This window comes from Microcoleus sp. PH2017_12_PCY_D_A (genome assembly GCF_020738565.1).
Taxonomy (GTDB): domain Bacteria; phylum Cyanobacteriota; class Cyanobacteriia; order Cyanobacteriales; family Microcoleaceae; genus Microcoleus.
The window spans coordinates 41,258-62,593 of the sequence record NZ_JAEQCI010000012.1 but is presented as its reverse complement, the minus strand read 5'-3'; the positions used below and the strand labels follow the sequence as shown (position 1 = coordinate 62,593).

Genomic DNA, 21,336 nt, shown 5'->3' with positions numbered 1-21,336 from the left:
CGATGCACCATAGCATATATCGCCCTCGGATGTCAATCCGACCGGCATGAGCGGGCGATCGGATTGAATGGATGCGTTTGCTCAAATGCAGGTATCCCAAAACCAACTTGATGTGGATTGGGCGCGAGCAGATGGCAAAAGATGCTAAACTAAGATTGAGTAAGATCGACCACCTCGGTTACTTGCACCCTTGTCATCTGCTCGCGCCCTGATGTCGCATAAAATTAATTGAGTTCGATCGGCTATTGTGCATTTAATAAATTGTATATTTCCCAGGCGGCTCAAAAATCCTCTCCCCCCTCTCCCCCTCAATCACTATAAACAATCTAGCTAGACGCACAAAAGCTTGTTCAGTATTGCAGTTATTAAAATTTTAGATTTCGATCGTTTAGACTCTAATTTGTGGAGGAAACTAATTTGTCTCAATCCTATCGAGTTGCCATTTTAGGAGCCACCGGCGCAGTCGGTGCCGAGTTACTAGAACTCCTGCACAGCCGGAGTTTTCCCATTTCAGACTTGAAGCTGCTGGCTTCGGAACGTTCAGCCGGCACAACTTTGTCCTTTGGCGGCGAGATGTTGGCGGTCGAAGCTGTATCCGAGCGATCGTTCGATAATGTAGATCTAGTGCTCGCCTCCGCCGGCGGTTCTATCTCTAAACTGTGGGCTCCGAAAGCAGTGGCAGCCGGAGCCGTGGTAATCGACAATTCCAGCGCTTTCCGTATGGATGCGACGGCACCTCTAGTTGTTCCCGAAGTCAATCCCCAAGCTGCGGCAACTCACCGAGGTATCATTGCTAATCCCAACTGCACCACGATTTTGATGGCAGTTGCCGTTTGGCCGCTGCACAAAGTTAAACCAGTCAAGCGCATAGTTGTAGCGACTTACCAGTCTGCCAGCGGCGCGGGCGCCAGGGCAATGGAGGAAATGAAAGATCAAGCCAGAGCAATTTTGGCAGGGGAAATTCCCAAAACCGATATTTTTCCCTACCCCTTGGCTTTTAACTTGTTTCCGCACAATACACCAATTAACGATTTAGGGTATTGTGAGGAAGAGATGAAAATGGTCAACGAAACTCGGAAGATTTTTGGTACTGACGAGATTAGAATTAGTGCGACTTGCGTCCGGGTTCCCGTACTCCGCGCCCATTCGGAGGCGATTAATCTGGAGTTTGCAGAGCCTTTTAGCCCGATCGACGCTAGGGAAATCTTAAAGGAGGCGATCGGCGTTAAGCTAGTAGAAGACTGGCAAGCTAATTATTTCCCGATGCCCGTCGAGGCCAGCGGTAAGGATGAAGTGCTAGTCGGCAGGATTCGCCAAGATATTTCTCACCCCTGCGGGTTGGAGATGTGGCTGAGCGGCGATCAAATTCGCAAAGGGGCTGCTTTAAATGCGGTGCAAATAGCCGAGTTGCTCGCCGATAAAGATTTGCTGCGAGTCCCAGCAGCGGCTGCTTCTATTTAGGGGTGACTCTACCCAAAAAACGGAGACAAGTCCCCAACGCCAGGAGTGGAGAACCCAAAATTTTAGACGAAGAGTTCCAAATCCCAGATTGCATCTGTGGAGTAAATCTCAAATCTAAAATTCTGCAATCTAAAATCGACTGAAGTTGGCAAGTCAGTAAGGAAAATGAAGATTTTAGATAAACCTTTCATCTGAAATCAAAAATTTAAAATCAAAAATCAACAGTCTAAAATCGGAGAAAGTGTGGTAAAGTTTGGACGGGTTCTGACTGCAATGATTACGCCGTTTAAGGAAGACGGCAGCGTTAACTATGCGGTAGCAGAACAATTGGCAATTCATTTAGCCGATCGCGGCACAGATAGCTTAGTATTGTGCGGAACTACGGGCGAATCTCCTACTATGAGCTGGGATGAAGAGTACCAATTATTTCAGGTGGTACAAAAGGCAGTAGCCGGTAAAGCTTTGGTACTCGCAGGAGCCGGATCGAATTCAACTTCAGAAGCCATCGAAGCTACGCAAAAAGCAGCTAAACTCGGGTTAGACGGCTGTTTGCAGGTGGTTCCTTATTACAACAAGCCGCCGCAAGAAGGTTTGTACAATCATTTTCGGGCGATCGCGCAATCTACTCCAGAATTGCCTATAATGTTATATAACATCCCCGGTCGCACAGGCCAAAATATGTTGCCCGAAACAGTAGCTCGATTGGCAGAAATCCCCAACATTGTGGCAGTCAAAGAAGCAAGCGGCAACCTAGATCAAGCAAGTCAAATTCGGTGCTTGACATCACCGGAATTTGCGATCTATTCTGGAGATGATTCCCTAACTTTGCCAATGTTGGCGGTAGGAGGATCTGGCGTAGTTAGCGTAGCCAGCCATCTGGTAGGAGAGCAACTGCAACAGATGATTAAAGCTTTCGAGGCCGGTCAAGTTCAAGTCGCTACCCAGATTCACTTGCAACTTTTTGACCTGTTTAAAGCTCTTTTTCTCACCACAAATCCCATTCCCGTTAAGGCAGCTCTTAATCTTCAAGGCTGGGATGTAGGTTCCACCCGTGGGCCCCTGTGCGCTCCGCCCGTTGAGGTAACTCAAAAGTTAAAGGACGTACTGAGTCAGCTAGCCGCAGTATCTGCTAGCTAGATAGGCGAGAACGAGTTTTCAGACAACTGAATATTGGTTGTCATCAATCATCAGTCATCAGTCATTAGTTATGAGCTATGAGTTATTAGCTGATAATTAAGAATTGCTGCTTGAGGATTGGAGACAACTGACTGTACGGGAGAGTAAAACCCCGTAGGGGATTTTTCCACAAATATCTTGGAAAAAATCGCCCCCATCAACGAACAACAGACAGTAGACAGTAGACAGTAGACAGTAGGCGACAGTCAACAGTCAACAGACAACAGTCAACAGACAACAGTCAACAGACAACAGTCAACAGACTCATAACAAAATAACTAACAAAGGATACGCATGATCAAAAATACAACTGCATCAGCTCTAAAAGTTATTCCCCTCGGCGGGCTGCACGAAATCGGTAAAAACACTTGCGTGTTCGAGTACGGCGACGAAATAATTCTTTTAGATGCAGGTTTAGCTTTCCCCACAGATGGAATGCACGGTGTAAATATTGTCCTCCCAGACATGACTTACCTGCGGGAAAACAGCCACAAAATTAAAGGTATGATCGTAACTCACGGTCACGAAGATCACATCGGTGGCATCCCCTATCACCTCAAACAATTTGAAATTCCCGTCATCTACGGCCCGCGTTTGGCGATGGCTTTGCTCGCCGGAAAATTGGAAGAAGCCGGAGTGTCTCACCGCACTGAATTGAGAACTGTTCGCCCCCGGGATACGGTAAGAATTGGCAAGAATTTCTTAGTCGAATACATTCGCAACACTCACTCGATGGCCGACAGTTTCACTGTGGCAATTCACACTCCCGTTGGAATTATTATTCACACTGGAGACTTTAAAATTGACCACACTCCCGTAGACGGCGAGCATTTTGATTTGCAAAAGCTGGCGGAGTACGGCGAAAGAGGCGTGCTGTGCTTGATCAGCGATTCTACTAACTCGGAAGTTCCCGGTTTTACCGCTTCAGAACGTTCTGTCGCTCCGAATTTAGACAGAATTATCGCTCAAGCAACGGGAAGAGTGATGGTGACGACTTTTGCTTCGTCGGTACACCGATTGCAAATTGTTTTGGAGTTGGCTAAGAAAAACAATCGGTATGTCGGAGTGGTGGGCCGCTCAATGCTGAACGTCATCGCTCACTGTCGCAATCTCGGCTACATTAAATGCGAAGACAGTCTTTTCAAACCGCTCAAAGAAATCCGCAATTTGGCAGATGACAAGGTTTTGATTTTAACTACGGGTTCCCAAGGCGAACCGATGGCGGCGATGACTCGCATTGCTAACGGCGAACATCACGAAGTGAAAATTAGAAACGGCGATACAGTCATTTTCTCGGCTAATCCGATTCCTGGAAATACGATCGCAGTGGTAAATACGATCGATAAACTGATGATGTTGGGAGCAAACGTGGTTTACGGCCGCGATAAAGGCATTCACGTTTCCGGGCACGGCTGTCAGGAAGACCAAAAGTTAATGATTAACATGACTCGTCCCAAGTTCTTCTTACCCGTACACGGGGAACACCGAATGCTGGTTCAGCACTCCAAGACGGCTCAAAGCATGGGCATTCCCGCGAGCAATATGGTAATTATTGACAACGGCGATGTCGTAGAATTGACGGAAAATTCGATGCGACTCGGTACTAAAGTACCTTCAGGAATTGAATTAGTAGATGCTTCTCGATCGGGCGTTGTCAAAGCAAACGTCCTCAAAGAACGCCAGCAGTTAGCTGGAGACGGCGCGGTGACAGTAGCTGCGGCGTTGAATGCAGAAGGCAAATTGGTTGCTGCGCCGCAAATTCACTTGAAAGGTGTGGTAACATCAGCCGATCGCGCGCTGTTACAACAATCGATCGCTCAAACAATTGACACCGTGTTGAGCGATCGTTGGTCGGAGTTTGTCAGACCTTCTTCAACTTCCGAATCAGGAGTTGACGTAGACTGGGTAGGAGTACAAACCCAGATAGAACGAGCAATTGGGCGGGTGCTGCGCCGGGAACTTCAAAGCAATCCCATGCTAGTATTCCTGATGCAAATTCCCGAAGGAGCATCATTTGTGAAATGGGAAACACCAGCAGTGACTCCTGGTTCCCTGGAAGCACCTAAGCTATTAGGCGGCCAATCATCCACACCGGCTCCAACACCAGCACCCGTTCCTGCTAATAAAGTAACAGGTCGTCGTCGCCCCCGGACAGCAGCCAAAGTTGCTTCCGTCGTTTCGTAGAATAAAGTCGATCGACCGCAAAACGCCAATAAACGCAGATAGTAATTAATTCTATCTGCGTTTGTCTGTGTTTATCTGCCACCATCTGCGGTTGCTCTCATCAGCCGCCAGCAACTGCTGGAACAATGCTAACTTCATCACCATCGTTGAGGACTGTTCCTGTACCATCCAAAAAGCGGATGTCTTCGCTGTTGACGTAGAAGTTGAGAAATCTGCGGGGTTCTCCTTTGTCGTCGCACAGGCTTTTTTTAATGCCGGGACAATTTGTTTCTAGGGATTCAATCAGTTCGGAAATATTGGCGCCGCCGCATTCGATCGTTGCTTGATTTTTGGTGAATTTTTGCAGCGGAGTGGGAATTAAAACTTTGACGGTCATTTTTTTAGTCCTTAGTCATTAGTCAGCAGTCATTAGTCAGCAGTCATTGGTCAGCAGTCATTGGTCAGCAGTCATTAGTCAGCAGTCATTAGTCAATAGATTAACAACTAATGACTGATGACGAATAACTATTAAACCGAAGCTTGTTGCCATTCTAAGCGTTCGAGGGTGCGGGCGCGTTCGAGGGCACGCTCGAAGGCTTCCAGTTTTGGTTCGAGGGTGATGGGTTCGCCGATGTAGCCTTGAACTGCTTCCTGTGTTTTCAAGCCGTTGCCGGTGATGTAGGCGACGGTGGTTTCGTCGGGATTGATTTTACCTGCTTCTACGAGTTTCTTCAAGACTGCGATCGTCGTGCCGCCTGCGGTTTCGGTGAAGATGCCTTCAGTTTCTGCTAGCAGTTTCATGCCTTCGATGATTTCGGTATCGCTGACGGATTCGATGTTTCCGTTGGTTTTGCGGGCGATTTCTAAGGCGTACATACCGTCTGCTGGATTGCCGATCGCGATCGACTTAGCAATGGTATTCGGTTTGACCGGTGTCACGAAATCGCGGCCTTCGCGGTATGCGCTGGCGATCGGGGAACAACCGTCAGCTTGAGCGCCGCTGAATCGAACTTTCTTCTCATCAACTAAACCGACTTCGATGAATTCATTAAATCCTTTGTAGATTTTTGTGAACAGAGAGCCGGAGGCAAGCGGGGCGACGATATGATCGGGCAATTGCCAGCCTAGCTGTTCGGCAACTTCGTAGCCGAGGGTTTTCGAGCCTTCGGAGTAGTAGGGGCGCAAGTTGATGTTGACAAATCCCCAGCCGTGTGTATTGGCGACTTCGCAGCAGAGGCGGTTAACTTGGTCGTAGTTGCCGTGAACTGCCATGACAGTTGGATTGTAAATCAGAGTGCCGAGGACTTTGCCAGCTTCTAAGTCTGAAGGGATGAAGACTACGCAGTCGAGTCCGGCGTGGGCTGCGATCGCAGCGGTGGAGTTAGCTAAGTTGCCAGTGCTGGCACAGGATACCGTGGTGAAACCCAATTCTCTCGCTCGGCTGAGGGCGACTGACACCACTCTGTCCTTAAAGCTCAGAGTGGGCATATTGACGGCATCGTTTTTAATATAAAGATTTTTGAGACCGAGGCGGCGCGCCAAGCGGTGGGATTTTACTAAAGGAGTCATCCCCGTGCCGACATCGATGACGTTTTCTGTAGCGACTGGTAAAAATTCGCGGTAGCGCCAGATTGAGTTGGGGCCGGCTTGGATGGTTTGGCGAGTGACGCGGCGGCGGATAGCTTCGTAGTCGTACTTGACTTCTAGCGGGCCAAAACAGCAATCGCAGACGTGCTTGGCTTGGAGTTCGTACTCTTCGCCGCATTCTTTACACTTGAGGGCTGTGAAGGTTGCTGCTGTGGATTGTGTTCTGGTTGCCTGGGTCATAGCTCAACTCTCTAGTTTTGCGATGTTTTCTAATTCTTGTGCAAGATTAGCACGCTCGATCTACCCCGTCAACCATACCCGATTTTTTTAGTCGGGATTGATTGTGGGGCAAGATCTGGCCAAAAACCGGCGGTAGCTCGATCGCCCTCAATCTCTTTCTCAGAATGGGTTTCAATCTCTGTCAGAGAATGCTGGTTGAGAGGAAAATTATCTCGATCAACCGAACTCAAGAATCATTTGGTGGCAAAACTAATTTCAAAACTTTATAAAATTTTTTTTGCTGGGTAACTCAACAGTCAAAACTACAGGGTTGACACAGGGGGCGAGAAACCGGGTTTCTACGAGATTTTGGGTGGATTCGCGAGAATATAGCAAGAAACCCGGTTTCTGAACTCACCTTGGGGGCGAGAAACCGGGTTTCTAGGAGATTTTGGGTTGATTCACCAGAATATAGCAAGAAACCCGGTTTCTGAATCTCACCTTGGGGGCGAGAAACCGGGTTTCTAGGAGATTTTGGGTTGATTCACCAGAATATAGCAAGAAACCCGGTTTCTGAACTCACCTTGGGCGCGATCGTTCCCAATTTTTCAATTCTGCAATCGCAAATCCAAAATCGTATTATCCACCGCTGACGGGAGGGATGAGTACAACTTCGTCGCCGTCAGTGAGGATGGTGTCGGGGGAGACGAATTCTAGGTTGACGCCGAAGCGGGTACGATCGCGCCACTGTTCTAATTGAGGGTATTGGGCGATCGATCTTTCTAGCACTTCAGATACTGGGGTTTCGGGAGGAAGTTCTAGTGTAAGTTCCGAAACGCCGTAGGCTTCACTGAAGGCGGCGAATAGTTTAACGGTGATGGTAATCGAAGAGTTAGACACGGCTGTTTTGTGCGATCGACAGTTTGGCAATTATCAACTACACCATACAATTAATTGAGAATTGCGCGCGCCGAGGCTTAGAATTGAAAGCGGCAATCTTTAGTTAAGTTTTACCCTATCTAGTAAACATGAGAGTTGATTGCAGCATAAAATCCGAACAGCCTTGTATGCCGAGCGGTCTCACCAACCAGGCGTTATAAGCAGTTGGCATTCACTTAAATGTAGCTAGCGAAGATTGAGTTGGCTGGTGTTGAGCTGACGACAAGACTAATTTTTAAGGATGCGATATCCATACTTCCCCGTAATTGCGGGAGAGTAGCAAAATATCGAACTAACTTTAGCGAGTAACAAGGCAGACTATGCTCTGCTAACTGGCTGATTCCCGACGAAAAATCTGGTTGTCCAGTCCAGCTTATAATGTCCAAAGCTTTGCTCCGCTTAGGAAGTGTGCCCTTCGATCTCAGAATAATAGTCAAGTTAACGCGATCGAGATATTTATGGCAAATAACGATTTTAAGGTGCTTCAAATTATTGAAGCTAAAGGCTGGTATGCCTTTGGGAGTACGAAGCAAAGCCAGCACGTTGAGAGGTGGGTAAGACCTGTGGTGTGTTGGGTTTTAATAGAGGATAAAAAAAAGCGGCGGATTGTGACTGCTACCGCTAGCTATCAGATCCAGATTGACGACAAAGAAGTCGAGTTTTTTGCCCACGAAAGCGAAATTCAAGATATCGAGAGCCTCCCCAAGTCTGTCTCGGTATCGGAATTTCTGAAGACAGAAGATTGAGATCGGGTGCAGAAGGAGATTGTTTAACAAGTTATTAATCATTCCTTAGTAATTCCTTAAACTTGCTGCCGGATGCTTTTTCAATTGGAGGCAAAATCACTCTAATTGAGGAGAGGGGGAGAATTTATACTTTTGCCTTGCCTTGTGCATCTGTAGCCGAAGGTTTTGAGTACCCCAAAAAATAAAGAGGCCGGAAGATTGCTGGGATTGCCAACACGCTTCCGACCTTTGCTGAATAACAGGGTATGCATATGTTTCTAAAGTATGGCAGGCAAGTCTTCTAAATATCAAGAGGACTATTGCAATCACCCACAGTAATTCCTTAAACTTGCTGCCTGATGCTTTTTCAATTGGAGGCAAAACCACTCTAATTGAGGAGATGCCAGATGAGAAGATAGCGAGAATTTATACTTTTGACTTGCCTTGTGCGTGTTGTGCCGAAGGTTTTGACTACCCCAAAAAATAAAGAGGCCGAAAGATTGCTGGGATTGCCAACACGCTTCCGACCTTTGCTGAATAACAGGGTATGCATATGTTTTTAAAGTATGGCAGGCAAGTCTTCTAAATATCAAGAGGACTATTGCAATCACCCACTTTTGCTTTTTGGGTATGTTTGCAAGGCTTCTACTATTTTAGACTGGAATTTTGAAATTTGAGGGCGGGTGATGGTTGCAGGTGAAGGATTCTAGCTATTTTTCTGTAGCCTGTGCTACCAAAAATGGGGCGGGTCGATCGCGCATCCTGCCTAAATTGTTTGCATTCAAAGGGCAAAAGTGCGATGGCTGCGCCCCGGCCCCGGCCTACGGCCTGGGTGCTACAACATCAAACCCCACTAGCAACCGCTTCAGGCATCTGCTGCCGCATCCGCCGCCCCACCAAGGCCATCCGCACACCGCCCGCTGGCCCTAAAGTCACCCCTCGGCGTTTCGCTTGTACGGGCCCTTTCTCGGCCAAGGTTAAGTCGAAATCGCGCAAAATGGTTGCCAGCACCAGCTTCATTTCTAACTGCGCCAGCGCTAAGCCGATACAGCGGCGACTACCGCCCCCAAAGGGCAAATACTCGTAAGGCGAGAATTGTCTCTCCAAAAACCGTTCTGGCTTAAATTGCAGCGGTTCTGGATACAAATCTTCCCGGCGGTGGGTTAAATAAATTGAGCCGAAAACCACCGTACCCGGTTCGAGTTGATGCCCCATTAGTTCCAGGGGTTCCCGCACTACTCGCGGAAATGTCAGCATTCCCACTGGGTAAATTCGCAGTGTCTCTTGACAAACTGCACTCAGGTAAGGCAAGCGGGAAATCTCCATGGGGTCTGGATTTTCGCCCAGACTGTCCAATTCTTGCAGCAGTTTCTGGCGTACCGAGGGCAAACTGTGAATCCAGTAACAAGCCCAAGCTAGGGCTGTTGCTGTGGTTTCGTGGCCGGCAAACAACAGCGTCATTAATTCGTCGCGCAATTCTTCATTGCTCATTGGTTCGCCGTTTTCGTCGCGGGCGGCCATCATTAAGCTGAGAATGTCGGTGCGATCGGCGTCTGGTTGCTGTTTGCGATCGGCTATTTCCGCGTCCATCAGTTCCTGAATTTTTTGGCGCTGCTGTTTCATGCGTCCCCAAGGACTCCAATGGCCCCAATCTTGCTGCAACCAGGGCAGAAATAAAATGCTCGATCGCAGCGGAGAACCTGTCATATCGATAATTGAAGCCAGCAGGGGGGAAAGTTGCTGCAACCGCGGCCCTTCATTCAATCCGAAGACTACTTGCAAAATTACTCGCATGGTGATTTCCTGCATGGCGGTGCGGGCGACAAAAGGTCGATCGACATTCCACTTGCTAGCAATATCTTGGGTAATATCGCAAATTTGTTGGCCGTAATTCCGCATCCGTTCCCCGTGAAAGGGTGGCATCAATAATTGACGCTGCCGTTTGTGTTTTTCTCCGGAGATTACAATCATTGATTGTTCGCCCAGGAGTGGTTTGAGAATACCGTTGATATCCCCTGGAGCATCAAGCGCCTTGCTGTTGAGCATTTCCTGGATCGCTTGCGGGTTGTGGATCATCACGAAGGGTTCAAGATTGCCCCATCGAGTCGTGAAAATCTCCCCGTACTTTTTGGCGTTGGCGTCCATGTATGTCAGCGGATCGCCAATCCATTGAATTAGCTGCAAGAAGCGGGGGGTTTTGGGGCCGTCAGGTAGGGTCATAAAAATTGTGTTGGTGTTACAGGACTCGGGCAACATCCATAGGAATTACGCAGAAACTGGTTGTACGCTCTCCCATAATTTTAAGACCTTATTCTCGAACGGTACTCACAATGTCCTGTCCGAGCTCTGTAAAACGCACAGTTTTAATTTGCCAAGGAGCATAACTGGTTAAGGTTTGGCGCACGCCCCCAAACAAACCTAACATCTGACAACTTGACAGATTTTGCAATTTCTGGCGCGAATTCCCCGAGGCCCGTAAATCTACGGTAGCGATTCCGAGTTCGCGATCGATCGTAACCCGATAACCAACTAAACCCAGACTAGCGAAAATCTCCTGCTTTAATACTTCATTAACGGCCGATGGCATTAACTGGTTGTCTGGGCCTGTAACTGTTGCCGGCTTGAGACTTTGACAAAGATTGTCTACCTCATAAACCGTCACTTTCGCTGTACTGTTTGGTACTTTGGTACTCGCTAAAACTGAGTTCCCAGAGTTAGAGGGCTGCGGTGCTGGAGCCGATCGACTATCAAGTTGATTGCCGGTTAGCTGTAGGTGTGGGAACTGATGGGTGCTTGCTGAGGGTTGGCTCTGGTTTTCGGCTGATTTAGCTGCTGCATCGTAGCTAGAACAACTGCTACTCCCGATCAAAATTAATCCAGTCGCTAAATACCCGAACTGTTTGCAGATAAGGTTCATAACTTTTTAATACTCAACTAAACGTCAGTGTAGGTCGGGCAGAATTTTGGTGGTAGCAAGCACTTAATCCCTAATTACACTCACTTAGAAATATTTCCGCATTACGAAGACGAAAATAAGTTCAGAGTTATTGTTTAATCGTCCGGACTATTTTTGGATCGCAGCCTGAAACCCTTGATTTACCCGAAAGCATATCGCGTGCCTCGTTAGCATAGCCCTCGCAGAGGATCGCCATGAAACCCTGATTCTACGGTGAGCTATCAAAAAAGTCCGAAATGTTGCTTGCTAATACCTGTGTTTTAGTGTTAAATAACATAAGAGGGGTGTCTCCCCTCACTGGTGCAACCCTGCCGTTTCCGTATCTCCGCAGATAAACCTTGCGATTTAAATCGCAAGTTAGATCAAATACCTTGTCAGTGGTGTGATGTACCCCATGCAAATTTAGCTATTCCAAGGTCTGAGGTAACAGCCTCTTTCCGGTTGCGAAAGCTTGAGTTTGATAGTAGTAATGACGACTGAATTTAGACTTGGGCACGTATTGCGGCATGGTTTAACAACCGCGCCGAAAGCACCGCGATAAGGAATATGCAAGTAGCGAACAACATACAGAAGATTTCAGCAAACTGAAGTACAAAAAAAACTGGTTTCCCTAGGGCTGCACCTGTGAGATTCGGTCATGATTCCGAGTTTCTGGTGTGCAGTCGATCGAGCTGAAATTTGCTGTGATCCGGATCTCTAATTAACTTGCGTATCAAGAGTATTATCGCAGAATTAGGTGCTTTTTGTAACAAATCTACTAAAAATCGAGCAAAAACATGATCGAACAGCAATTAACGAAAGTTTTGGCAACAACCGCGATCGCCCTATGCGCTCTGACGGTGGCTTCTGCGCCCAGTTATGCCCGGCCAAACGTCGGGGAAAGCGGATTTTGGTGCAGCACCTCGACAGGTGCGCCGGTGACGTTGTATCAAAACCCTCAAGGTGCCGTAGAGCCTTGGATTGAGTGGACTTCTGATTATTTTTCCGGTTCGGGCTACGATCCGGCAACTCGCTGTCAATTGGTCAGCAAGCGCCTCGAAAGCTATCGCCGCAACCGAATGCTCAGGTACATTACCGTTGGCCAGATGAACGGGCAGAACGTCATCTGCACGGCGAATCAAGTCAATGGCATCTGTCAAAATTTGATTTATACCCTCAGACCCGGCCAAGACCCGATCGGCTCTTTGTATAATTTGTTAGCTTGGCGTCAAGGACAGGTGGGGATGCCCTCTACGGAGGAAAGCAGCCAAATTCCTTACATTGATGTGAGTGAAAAGCTAGGGGAAAAACCAGGGGCAAAGATGGGCGATCGAGCGCAACTGCCCCCTTTTTCTCGGCCCTCGGAACTGCCGTAAAGACTGGAAAATTGCCAATCTCATTGCCAATTCCCGGGGGTGACGTGGAAAACTTGGCGCGACAGGCGACGATACGCATCAAAACCTCGAAATCCTCTGGTTCTGGGGCGATCGTCCAGCGCCAGGGACAAACCTATACAGTGCTGACTAGCTGGCACGTTGTGGCTTTCGACAAGGGCGATCGCACCATCGTTACGAGTGACGGCCTGATCCACCAACTGTTGGGAGTTCCGCAGCGGCTGGGCGATGCGGATCTGGCGATCGCCAAATTTCGCAGCGCGATCGAGTATAAAGTAGCGCCGATTGGCGCGCAGCAGCCAGCGGTGGGAGAGCCGCTGCTGGCTGCCGGATTCCCTGCGGAGACTGGGGCGTTGGCCGTAGCCCAGGGGTTCGTAGAATTGTTGCTGCCAAAATCTTTACCTCAAGGCTATAGCTTGGGCTATACCAATGAGGTTAAAATTGGCATGAGCGGTGGCCCGATTTTTAATGCCAAAGGTTTCTTGGTGGGAATTAACGGTCGAGGTAAGTATCGAGATCCCGGTTTTGGCGTCTATGCTTTTGAAGATGGAAGTGAACCGACGCCGGAATTATTGGAAAAGATGGTTAAATCTAGTTGGGGAATTCCTATCAGTACATATTTGCAGTTCGTCTCGTCTCATCCAGGGAGTTAGCGATGAATTCGTGGGGTTTGCGGTTTGATGTGTTGACCGTCATCTTGACCGGTGCAGTAACGGCGGCAGCAATTGTCGGTCCACAATATGCTGCTTGTGCTAAAACAGCCCAAGAAATTGCCGAGCTAGCGATGTTCACAACTGTAGAAGTGAACAACACGCTGGGTTTGGCGGCTGGTGGCTCAGGAGTAATTATTGCAAAACAGGGAAATATTTACACTGTTCTGACGGCGAATCACGTAGTGGCAAGTCTCGCCCAAGAATACAGCATTCGCACTCATTTGGAAAAAAGCTATACAGCAATCAGAATACAGCGACTCCCGAAGAACGATCGCGATATAGACTTAGCTTTGATCCAGTTTCAGAGCCGAGATCGGTATCCAGTAGCACCGATCGGCGAATCGCAACGTGCTGTTGTCGGTTCTACTATTTACGTTGCTGGCTATCCGCTACCAGTCGCCTCTGGATCTGAAAGAAAACTCGAATTTACTGCTGGTATTATCTCTTCTCGCGTCGGTCGCGCATCATCCGGGTACGGATTGCGCTATCAAGCTGTGACAAGGCGCGGGATGAGTGGCGGGCCTGTATTTGATGCTGATGGCAGGGTTGTGGGAATTCACGGCCAGGGTGATACTGTTGGTACGGTGCAGAGCCAGTGGAACGGTCAGACTGAGGAGATTAAAACCGGGTTGAATGCGGCAATCCCGATCGACTCTTTTACGGCGTTGCGATCGCAAACCTTACCTAACGGGTTTGATATTCTCAGCAATATTGCCATCAGCCGCAGCTCTCGCCCAAGCCAACCGAATCTCCAGCGGGGGGGATTTGTGTGCGATACCTCCACGGGAGAACCAGTGACTGTATATCAAAATCCCCAAGGGTTTAGGGAACCTTGGATTCGCTGGAATTCTAATTTCTTTTCTAGTGCTGGCTACGATCCTCTGACTCGCTGTCAACAAGTGACTCAACGCCTCGATAATTATAACCGCAACAAACAGCTTAATTATGTCACTGTCGGTCTGGTAAACAATCAAAAAGCGATTTGCACGACCAGCCGGATTAACGGGCCGTGCGAAGGTTTGATCTACACGTTGCGCCGCGATCAAGATCCGGCTCCTGCACTTAGCACTTTCTTTGTTTGGCTGGCGAATCAAAAGGCTAGACCGTCTCTTTTTGAAAGTGGCGCTCCGATTTATATTAATCTTGGGGAACGACTAGATGTAGATATTGCCGAGCCCTAAAGAAACAGTTTGTAGTGCGGACTTCAGTCCGCTTTATGCTGCGGACTGAAGTCCGCACTACAAACCTTACTTATTGGGGTCAATCGATCGGACATGATATAAAAGGTTACGCTCAGGGGAAAAAAAGAAGAGGGCCTTTCGGCTTCGCTTAAGGTAAAAAGAAGGAAGACGGAAGAAGGAAGAGGGAATAAAATTAATGGTTTCAGCAATCAACAATGTTGTCACCGCTTTGGGGATTCCTATAAAAATTTGAAAGATTTGACTGATTTATGATTCGACTTAGCAGAAGTGATGATTTTTTGCAACACAAAAGCTATAAAATTACTGTTACTTAATCCAAGTCAAATTTTTCAGGTATAAAGAAGCATGACTGCAACTACGCCGAAGGCAACGTCAGCAATTCCTAGTTTTTGTGAAGGAATCCAGTATTTCTCGGAGAATGTGCCGGGTTTTGAGACTTACGGGAAAACACCTGCGATCGCCCAAGGAAGCAATTCGATCGCCGATCCAGCAGATCCAGCCGCCGTCTTTCAAACGATGCTCGGAGCAGACGCCCTGCGCTACCTGACGCTGCAAATCACAGCCAGCAAGGCATCGGGACATCCGGGGGGTTTTGCCAGCCAAGCTGAGGCCTACGCTGCGTTGGTGATGTTGGGACACAAGAACATTGTTACCGAAGTCGGGCACCACGCGCCAGGATTTTATAGTGCCATGTTTCTCGATCGATCTTTGGAAGACATGGGAATTACCAAAGTGCAGGAAGCGCGCGATAAATTCCGCGAAAAAGACGGTTTATTAGGACATCTTTCCGGCTTCATTCCCGGGCTTTTAGCACCAGCAGGCCCCCTCGGACAAGGACAGCATTTCGCAATGGCGGGCGCGCTTTTGCACCCCGACAAACTGTTTCCTTTCACCATGGGCGACGGTGGGATGGGCGAACCCTATCCGATGAGCAGCATGGCGCATTTCCATACTGCTTATCCGAAGGCTACTAACTTTTTACCCGTGTTAGTTTGGAACGGATATTCCCAAGAACATCACAGTATGGTTTCGACTAAAACTAATGCTGAAATGATTGCTTATTGGCAAGGAAACGGTTTTGAAGAAGTCATTTTAGTTGACGCTAAGGAATTTGACGACAAAAATCAACCGGAAGCTTATGTTGACAGCACGGCTTTTTCCCTCGAACAGCGGATGGCATTTACCAAAGCTGTTTTACAAGGAGTTGACAAAGCGGCAAAATCTGCTCTCGGCGGCAAATTAACTGCGTTTATTATCAAACAGTTGAAAGGTGCGGGCGTCCACGCGCGCGGCGCAAAATCTCACAACCTTTATCCCAAAGATACCCTCGATGCTCCGCACATTGTTAGCGCTTTAAAAGAACGCGCTTTGACTGCTGAGGCTTGGCAGTTGGTGCGGACAAATTGCGAGCGCGCGGGCGGCGGGCCTGCGGCAAAAACCGTTGTTACTGAGTTTACATTGCCGCTGGCAGATTTGGGCGAGTTGCCTTTAGAAGAATTTGCGGTTGGTGGAGAAGCGAAGATTTCGACAACTGCAATGGGACGTATGGTGGGAAGTGTCGGCGAGCGCGATCGCACTTTTCTTGTCACCAATGCAGACGGCAACGAAGCATCAGCAATTGCCAATATCAACCAAGCTCTGAAAATCATTCACCCGACGACGGATGACTTGTACAATCAATCGCCCAACGGTCAAGTTTACGAACCTTTGAGCGAAGATGCTTGCGCGGGTTTGGCAGTAGGATTGTCGCTATTTGGAGCGCGGAGTTTGTGGTGTTCCTACGAATCTTTTGCCATCAACGGTTTACCAATTTGGCAAACTGTAACGCAAGCAATGGCAGAATTGCGCCGTGCAACTCCGGCAACTGTCACCTTATTTACAGCGGGTGCATTGGAGCAAGGCCGCAACGGTTGGACGCACCAGCGGCCGGAAATTGAGGCTTATTTTGCGGCGATGATGCGTAACGGCAATGTGTTTCCTTTGTTTCCACCGGATGCTAACAGCATTCAAGCTTGTTACGAGTGGGCTTTGAATGCCAGAAATAAGGGAGTTGTGATTACTGCGAGCAAGTCGCCGCTGCCAATTCGCACTACTTTTGCACAGACTCGCCAAGGTTTAGAAGATGGTGGAATTGTGCTGCACGAAACAACGGGAAGTAAGAAAGTTGTGTTTGCTATTGTGGGCGATATGACTTTAATGCCGGTGTTTGAAGCGGCGGCATCTTTGGAAAAAGCAGGCTTGGGAGTGCGGATTGTTTCTATTGTCAATCCCCGACGTTTGTACCGTTCCAGCGATGTCGCTTGGAATACTTGTTCGGAAGCTGACGGCGGCTTTTTGAGCGATGAGAAATTTGCCGAAATGTTTGGTGGTGATGCCTTGATTGGCGTGACAGGCGGTGCTTCTGGGATGTTGGAGCCGGTGATGCTCCGCAGCAATTGCCCGCGCGATACTTTTGCTTGGAAGCGGGGGGAAACGACTGCTAGTGCTGGTGAGTTGATGGCGTTTAATGGGTTGACTGCTGATGCTTTGACGAAAAGGGCGATCGGGCTGGTTGGTTAGGTTATAATTCAATAGGCGATTGTTAAGCTAGATCCCCCCTAACCCCCCTTAAAAAGGGGGGGACAAGAGTATTCTCAAAGTCCTCCGGCTATCGGGGATATGCTGCCAGGATCTCCGGGGAATAAACAGCGCTAACTGAACTGTATTGAGATAAGCTGTTGCGGCATTTAACTTGTGTGTCAACAATCAATTAAACAATGAGTGGGATGTTGCTCCCAGCAGCGTCCCGAATATACAATTTAAATGCTCAACAGCTTATAGCTGTGATAATTATATCCAGCGATTATTGTGGCAAAGACTGACCGGATGACAATCGTTTAATGCCTTCCATCGCCGTAGTTTCTCCAGCTTTATCGCTGCCCTCGCGGGCAATTTTTAAAGCTCGCTCGTAGGAATTGAGAGCTTTAGGATATTGACGGAGACTTTCATAAATCGCGCCCATATTATTGAACAAGCGTCCGATGCTTGTATTGTCGCCGATGGCTTCAAACATCGGTATTGCTTGCTGAAAATAGATCAGCGCTTGAGTATCTTTGCCTTGTTTGCGACAGGTAAGTGCCATGTTGTTGAGGAGGCGGGCGACGCCAGCTCTGTCTCCGATTTCCCGGCGAATTGCTAAGGCTTGATGGTAAAATTCCATCGCTCTGTTAAAGTCGCCGATGTTGTAATAGACGCCGCCCATGTTATTGAGGGTACGGCCTAAATCGCGCCGATCGCCCTCTGTGGTGCGAATCGTCCGCGCTTGTTGGTAAAATTCGATCGCCTTTGCGTAATTTACCTGTTCTGCGTACACTGCCGCGATGTTGTGAAAAGATTCTGCTATTTCAATTTGGTCGTTGGCAGTTTTGGCAAGTTCCAAAGCTTCTTGGTGCAGTTTCATCGCTTCGTCAAAATTGTCCGCAAGCCGGTTGACGAAACCGATGAGATTGAGAGTGCGCGCGATGCGGGGCCCTTCGCCGATTTCTCGGTGAATGGCTAAAGCTTGCCGCAAAACTTCCAAAGCTTTGGGCCGCGAACCCATTTCGGCGTAAACTTCCCCGATATTGTTGAGTGTTTCTCCGATTCCCTGTTTGTCGCCTAGTTGCTTGCGAATTGCCAAAACTTGCTCGAAAGTCTGGATTGCTTCTCGAAACAAACCCTCGCGGTGCTGTTTGACTCCTGTTTCAAAGAGTTTGTCTGCTTCGGTTTTGGGATCTGTTGCTTGGGCGCGATCGCTCGATCGGGCCGTTCTGGCATTTATCATAGGGGCAAATGCCCGAGCATCTGAAATTGCTAGCAAGCTGAGTGCGGGCGATAACAAAATACTTATAGCTGCGAGATAGCTAAAGTGGTAAGAGCGGCAGTACACCGATCGAGTCCTCCAAGAGCCAAGTTATAACTATTAAGATAGAGCTCTTTGGGGTGTTCCTGCCGATTTTTTTTAATTGCTAGGTTCTGGCGCGCGCTTTTGTCTTACCAGACTGCCACAATCAGCGGCATATTGCTGAGAGCGGATATGACTGCAAAGTTTTTGCTGGGTGAAAGCGATGCTTTTTCTGGGCTGTGCAAGATGATGTCCTGTTTGTCAAGCGTAATCCAAGCAATTCCTGACAAAACTTGAATTTCTCGATTAGTTTGAGGCAATTTGTACACCTCATTTTTCATGATAATTATGCGTTCGGGCGCTGCACATTCGGAATATCTTTGAAGCATAGCATCTCCTTGGAAATTAAGAATCAAAAATCCACAAATTGTCCCCAAATATCCTAGGGGCGGGTTAACCAAAAATCTTTGGAAACCTCAAATAATCTCTAAAAACCCGCCCCCACACAACCAACAATTTACTATTGACAATAACGCCGATCGATAATCGCGCGCATTTCGTCATCCGTCGCCGCGCTGATAGAGCGACCTGTCGCCCGATCGCAACCGTGCCAGCAAGTGTTACCATTGCGATCGCGCGTTTGCCAAATTCTGACCTCGTTTTCGCCAGCAGCGGCGGCGAGCAAACCTTGCCAAAGTTGATTCATAGCTGAAAAGAGCGATCGCCTTTTTGGCTTTTTGGTATATTTAGCTCGATCGCCCATCGAAACAACGCTTGTTTTTTCGGGATACCGCCGATTTTCGTAAGTAGACATAACAAACACCTTCAAATCCTCAATTAAACACAAATTGCACAATCAAAAATCGCAACTAAAAGGAAGCAATAACTTGCTCGCAATTACAGCACTTTTGATGTCTCTGCAATTCCTGTAAAACTAAATCTGTTACCTGATAAATCAACCCTAACTCTGGGCAAAACAACAATCAAGTCATTACTTGCATAGGTTGTATGAATAAAATCGATAGATAAATATACCAACCGCACCCAACAGTTAGTAGGATGTTATTAATTGCTGAAACCATTGCGTTGGATTCCTTCTTCCCTCTTCCCTCTTCCCTCTCCATTCTTCCCTCTTCCCTCTTCCTTCTTCCTTCTTCCTTCTTCCTTCTTCTATGAACTTCATCAACACGCGGCGGATGAAACTCTCTCAGATTCAGGCTTTGATAGCAGTAGCAGAGTATGCAAACTTTAGCGAAGCGGCTTTACAAATGGAACTGTCGCAATCCGCAGTCAGCCACGCCATCGCCTCTTTAGAAGCAGAATTGGGCGTGCAATTGTTCCACCGGGGGCGACACGGTGCTCAACTGACGCCGGTGGGGGAAAGAGTGGTGCTTCACGGGCGTCAAATTGTGCGATCGTTAGAAATGATGGTCAAAGAAGCTGATTTAGACAAGGGTTTGCAGGGAGGCCAGGTGCGGATAGTGAGTTTTCGCAGTGTCGCAACCCATATCCTACCGGGTATTATTGCTCAATTTCGCGATCGCTTTCCCAAGATTGCCGTCAGCATTACCGAAGTGTATTATACCCAGGCTGTGGAGGAAGCTTTGCGATCGGGCAAAGCAGATATCGGCTTTGTCTCTCTTCCCATCTCCGACGAATTTGAAACTAGAGAAATTTTGCGAGATAAATACGTTGTGTTGTTGCCGCCAACTGCCAAATTATCAAGTGCTAAGATTACCTGGGAAGAGTTAGCAAATCATCCGCTGATTTTGCAGCCGCCGGAAACAGCTTGTTCTATACCGCTACGTAAATATTTAGCAACTTCGGATTTTCCCTTAAATATCGCTTACGAACTCAGCGAAGATTCAACTATTGTCAGTATGGTAATGCAAGGTTTGGGTGCAGCAATTATGCCGCGTTTGGCGGCGGAACCGATACCTGCTGAGGTGAAAGTTTGCAGTTTACCCGCAGATTTTGAGAGGGTAATTGGGGTGGCTGTTTTGAGGGATGCGCTGTTAATTCCGGCCGTGTTTGCGTTTTTGGATTTAGTTAAAACTGCGACAGAGATTGATAGTGACGGCGAGTTTCCGATTAATCCTTCTTGAGAAACCTAAGTCAGTTGTTATTAGATATCTCCTAAAAAGCAGATTTTGAACAGACAGGATGCCTGTTCCACAAAAATTATGGGAGATGTCTATTGGTTATTGGTTAGAGTACGATTTTGGCAACCGCTGATATCTGCGGTTTCAAAAAATCTCGCTCCATAATTACGAAGAACTAATAATATCAATCAACGGTCAGTATTCTCTCTCACCCAGTTCCGTAAATTTACCTCCGCTTCTACCTCATCTAGCTGTGCTGCTGCCAAAAATTCGTAGAGCTTGGACTTTGGTAGTATCGAAAAAGTGGGGCTGACAGATACTTCCAAATATTCATCATTCTCTAGCTTATAAATTCGCCATTCTCTACCATTGTAACGCCAAAACTCCGGTACTCCCATACTGGCATAGAGAGCAGGCTTGTTAATATCGGTATGGGTGATATCTATTTCTACGACTAAATCGGGTGGTGGATCTGTGGCTAAATCTACTGTACGACCGGCTACGAGGGGCTGATTTTGGATGTAATAGGCATTATCTGGTTCTGCACCGCGCTCTAAGTCCGATCGATCGAGGGTTGTCGAACCCATTGTTTTAATCTTCAAACCTAGCTCTACAGCAAAAATCCGAATCAAAAGCTCGATTAAGCGTGCTGAAAATTCGTGTTCTTCTAAAGGCATGGTAATTTCTAAAGTCCCTCGATCGAATATCAATGTAGCCGCTCGTTTATCGCCCAAAATCTGGAGCAGTTGTTGGTAGCCCTGCCAAGTAATATTTCTCAACACTACTCGCTTTTCGCCTATGAGTAACGGTGGTGCGATCGGCGCAACAGAAATCATATTTTTTACTTCCAGCTATGAT

Annotated in this window: 19 protein-coding genes; 10 read left to right on the top strand and 9 right to left on the bottom strand. The window is 47.8% G+C overall.

What is annotated here, in order from left to right; genetic code table 11:
- Positions 1 to 417 precede the first annotated feature (417 nt).
- The 3 genes from JGK39_RS01745 to JGK39_RS01735 all read left to right on the top strand — a co-directional run bounded on the left by JGK39_RS01745 (position 418) and on the right by JGK39_RS01735 (position 4,821).
- Entirely contained in the window at positions 418 to 1,461 is a 1,044-nt protein-coding gene (locus JGK39_RS01745) for an aspartate-semialdehyde dehydrogenase (RefSeq protein WP_293247060.1), read from the top strand.
- 243 nt (positions 1,462 to 1,704) lie between these two features.
- A complete protein-coding gene (gene dapA / locus JGK39_RS01740; protein ID WP_293247057.1) occupies positions 1,705 to 2,598 on the top strand; it encodes a 4-hydroxy-tetrahydrodipicolinate synthase in 894 nt (297 codons plus the stop codon).
- Positions 2,599 to 2,931: 333 nt separating this feature from the next.
- On the top strand, positions 2,932 to 4,821 hold the full coding sequence (locus JGK39_RS01735) for a ribonuclease J (protein ID WP_293247054.1): 1,890 nt from the start codon (positions 2,932 to 2,934) through the stop codon (positions 4,819 to 4,821).
- Between the two features lie 100 nt (positions 4,822 to 4,921).
- Here the strand turns inward: JGK39_RS01735 and JGK39_RS01730 are convergent, their stop codons facing one another.
- Complete coding sequence (locus JGK39_RS01730; protein ID WP_293247050.1) at positions 4,922 to 5,197, bottom strand: MoaD/ThiS family protein; 276 nt, start codon at positions 5,195 to 5,197, stop codon at positions 4,922 to 4,924.
- Between the two features lie 131 nt (positions 5,198 to 5,328).
- Entirely contained in the window at positions 5,329 to 6,627 is a 1,299-nt protein-coding gene (gene thrC, locus JGK39_RS01725) for a threonine synthase (RefSeq protein WP_293247047.1), read from the bottom strand.
- A gap of 101 nt (positions 6,628 to 6,728) precedes the next feature.
- On the opposite strand from thrC, the gene JGK39_RS01720 reads away from it, so the two are divergent.
- Positions 6,729 to 6,896, top strand: coding sequence for a hypothetical protein (locus JGK39_RS01720; RefSeq protein ID WP_293295562.1), 168 nt, complete (start codon positions 6,729 to 6,731; stop codon positions 6,894 to 6,896).
- A gap of 349 nt (positions 6,897 to 7,245) precedes the next feature.
- On the opposite strand, the gene JGK39_RS01715 is transcribed toward JGK39_RS01720, so the two are convergent.
- Positions 7,246 to 7,506 (bottom strand): MoaD/ThiS family protein, encoded by a 261-nt coding sequence (locus tag JGK39_RS01715; protein WP_293247044.1) that lies wholly within the window; start codon positions 7,504 to 7,506, stop codon positions 7,246 to 7,248.
- Positions 7,507 to 8,003: 497 nt separating this feature from the next.
- Between JGK39_RS01715 and JGK39_RS01710 the strand changes: the two genes are divergently transcribed.
- Positions 8,004 to 8,291, top strand: a complete 288-nt coding sequence (locus JGK39_RS01710) for a hypothetical protein (RefSeq protein WP_293129162.1) — start codon at positions 8,004 to 8,006, stop codon at positions 8,289 to 8,291.
- Positions 8,292 to 9,113: 822 nt separating this feature from the next.
- On the opposite strand, the gene JGK39_RS01705 is transcribed toward JGK39_RS01710, so the two are convergent.
- Both JGK39_RS01705 and JGK39_RS01700 read right to left on the bottom strand, forming a co-directional pair.
- Positions 9,114 to 10,490: a cytochrome P450 gene (locus JGK39_RS01705; protein ID WP_293247041.1), complete on the bottom strand. Its 1,377-nt coding sequence runs from the start codon at positions 10,488 to 10,490 to the stop codon at positions 9,114 to 9,116.
- A gap of 88 nt (positions 10,491 to 10,578) precedes the next feature.
- Entirely contained in the window at positions 10,579 to 11,187 is a 609-nt protein-coding gene (locus JGK39_RS01700) for a hypothetical protein (RefSeq protein ID WP_293247038.1), read from the bottom strand.
- Between the two features lie 815 nt (positions 11,188 to 12,002).
- On the opposite strand from JGK39_RS01700, the gene JGK39_RS01695 reads away from it, so the two are divergent.
- The 4 genes from JGK39_RS01695 (at position 12,003) to JGK39_RS01680 (ending at position 17,073) form a co-directional block, all read left to right on the top strand.
- Positions 12,003 to 12,581: a COP23 domain-containing protein gene (locus JGK39_RS01695; RefSeq protein WP_293247035.1), complete on the top strand. Its 579-nt coding sequence runs from the start codon at positions 12,003 to 12,005 to the stop codon at positions 12,579 to 12,581.
- A 23-nt stretch (positions 12,582 to 12,604) separates the two neighbouring features.
- Positions 12,605 to 13,252: a serine protease gene (locus tag JGK39_RS01690; protein ID WP_293247032.1), complete on the top strand. Its 648-nt coding sequence runs from the start codon at positions 12,605 to 12,607 to the stop codon at positions 13,250 to 13,252.
- 2 nt (positions 13,253 to 13,254) lie between these two features.
- Positions 13,255 to 14,493 (top strand): COP23 domain-containing protein, encoded by a 1,239-nt coding sequence (locus tag JGK39_RS01685; protein ID WP_293247029.1) that lies wholly within the window; start codon positions 13,255 to 13,257, stop codon positions 14,491 to 14,493.
- Positions 14,494 to 14,859: 366 nt separating this feature from the next.
- A complete protein-coding gene (locus tag JGK39_RS01680) occupies positions 14,860 to 17,073 on the top strand; it encodes a phosphoketolase (RefSeq protein ID WP_293247026.1) in 2,214 nt (737 codons plus the stop codon).
- Positions 17,074 to 17,356: 283 nt separating this feature from the next.
- Here the strand turns inward: JGK39_RS01680 and JGK39_RS01675 are convergent, their stop codons facing one another.
- From JGK39_RS01675 to JGK39_RS01665, 3 genes are all read right to left on the bottom strand, one after another.
- Positions 17,357 to 18,316, bottom strand: a complete 960-nt coding sequence (locus tag JGK39_RS01675) for a tetratricopeptide repeat protein (protein ID WP_293247023.1) — start codon at positions 18,314 to 18,316, stop codon at positions 17,357 to 17,359.
- A gap of 209 nt (positions 18,317 to 18,525) precedes the next feature.
- A complete protein-coding gene (locus JGK39_RS01670) occupies positions 18,526 to 18,765 on the bottom strand; it encodes a hypothetical protein (protein ID WP_293247020.1) in 240 nt (79 codons plus the stop codon).
- Positions 18,766 to 18,896: 131 nt separating this feature from the next.
- On the bottom strand, positions 18,897 to 19,190 hold the full coding sequence (locus tag JGK39_RS01665) for a hypothetical protein (RefSeq protein ID WP_293247017.1): 294 nt from the start codon (positions 19,188 to 19,190) through the stop codon (positions 18,897 to 18,899).
- 382 nt (positions 19,191 to 19,572) lie between these two features.
- Here JGK39_RS01665 and JGK39_RS01660 point away from each other — a divergent pair, with 382 nt between their 5' ends.
- Positions 19,573 to 20,481: a LysR family transcriptional regulator gene (locus JGK39_RS01660; RefSeq protein WP_293295558.1), complete on the top strand. Its 909-nt coding sequence runs from the start codon at positions 19,573 to 19,575 to the stop codon at positions 20,479 to 20,481.
- Between the two features lie 185 nt (positions 20,482 to 20,666).
- Here JGK39_RS01660 and JGK39_RS01655 read toward each other — a convergent pair whose 3' ends face one another.
- Positions 20,667 to 21,314: a Uma2 family endonuclease gene (locus JGK39_RS01655; RefSeq protein WP_293247007.1), complete on the bottom strand. Its 648-nt coding sequence runs from the start codon at positions 21,312 to 21,314 to the stop codon at positions 20,667 to 20,669.
- Positions 21,315 to 21,336: the final 22 nt, after the last annotated feature.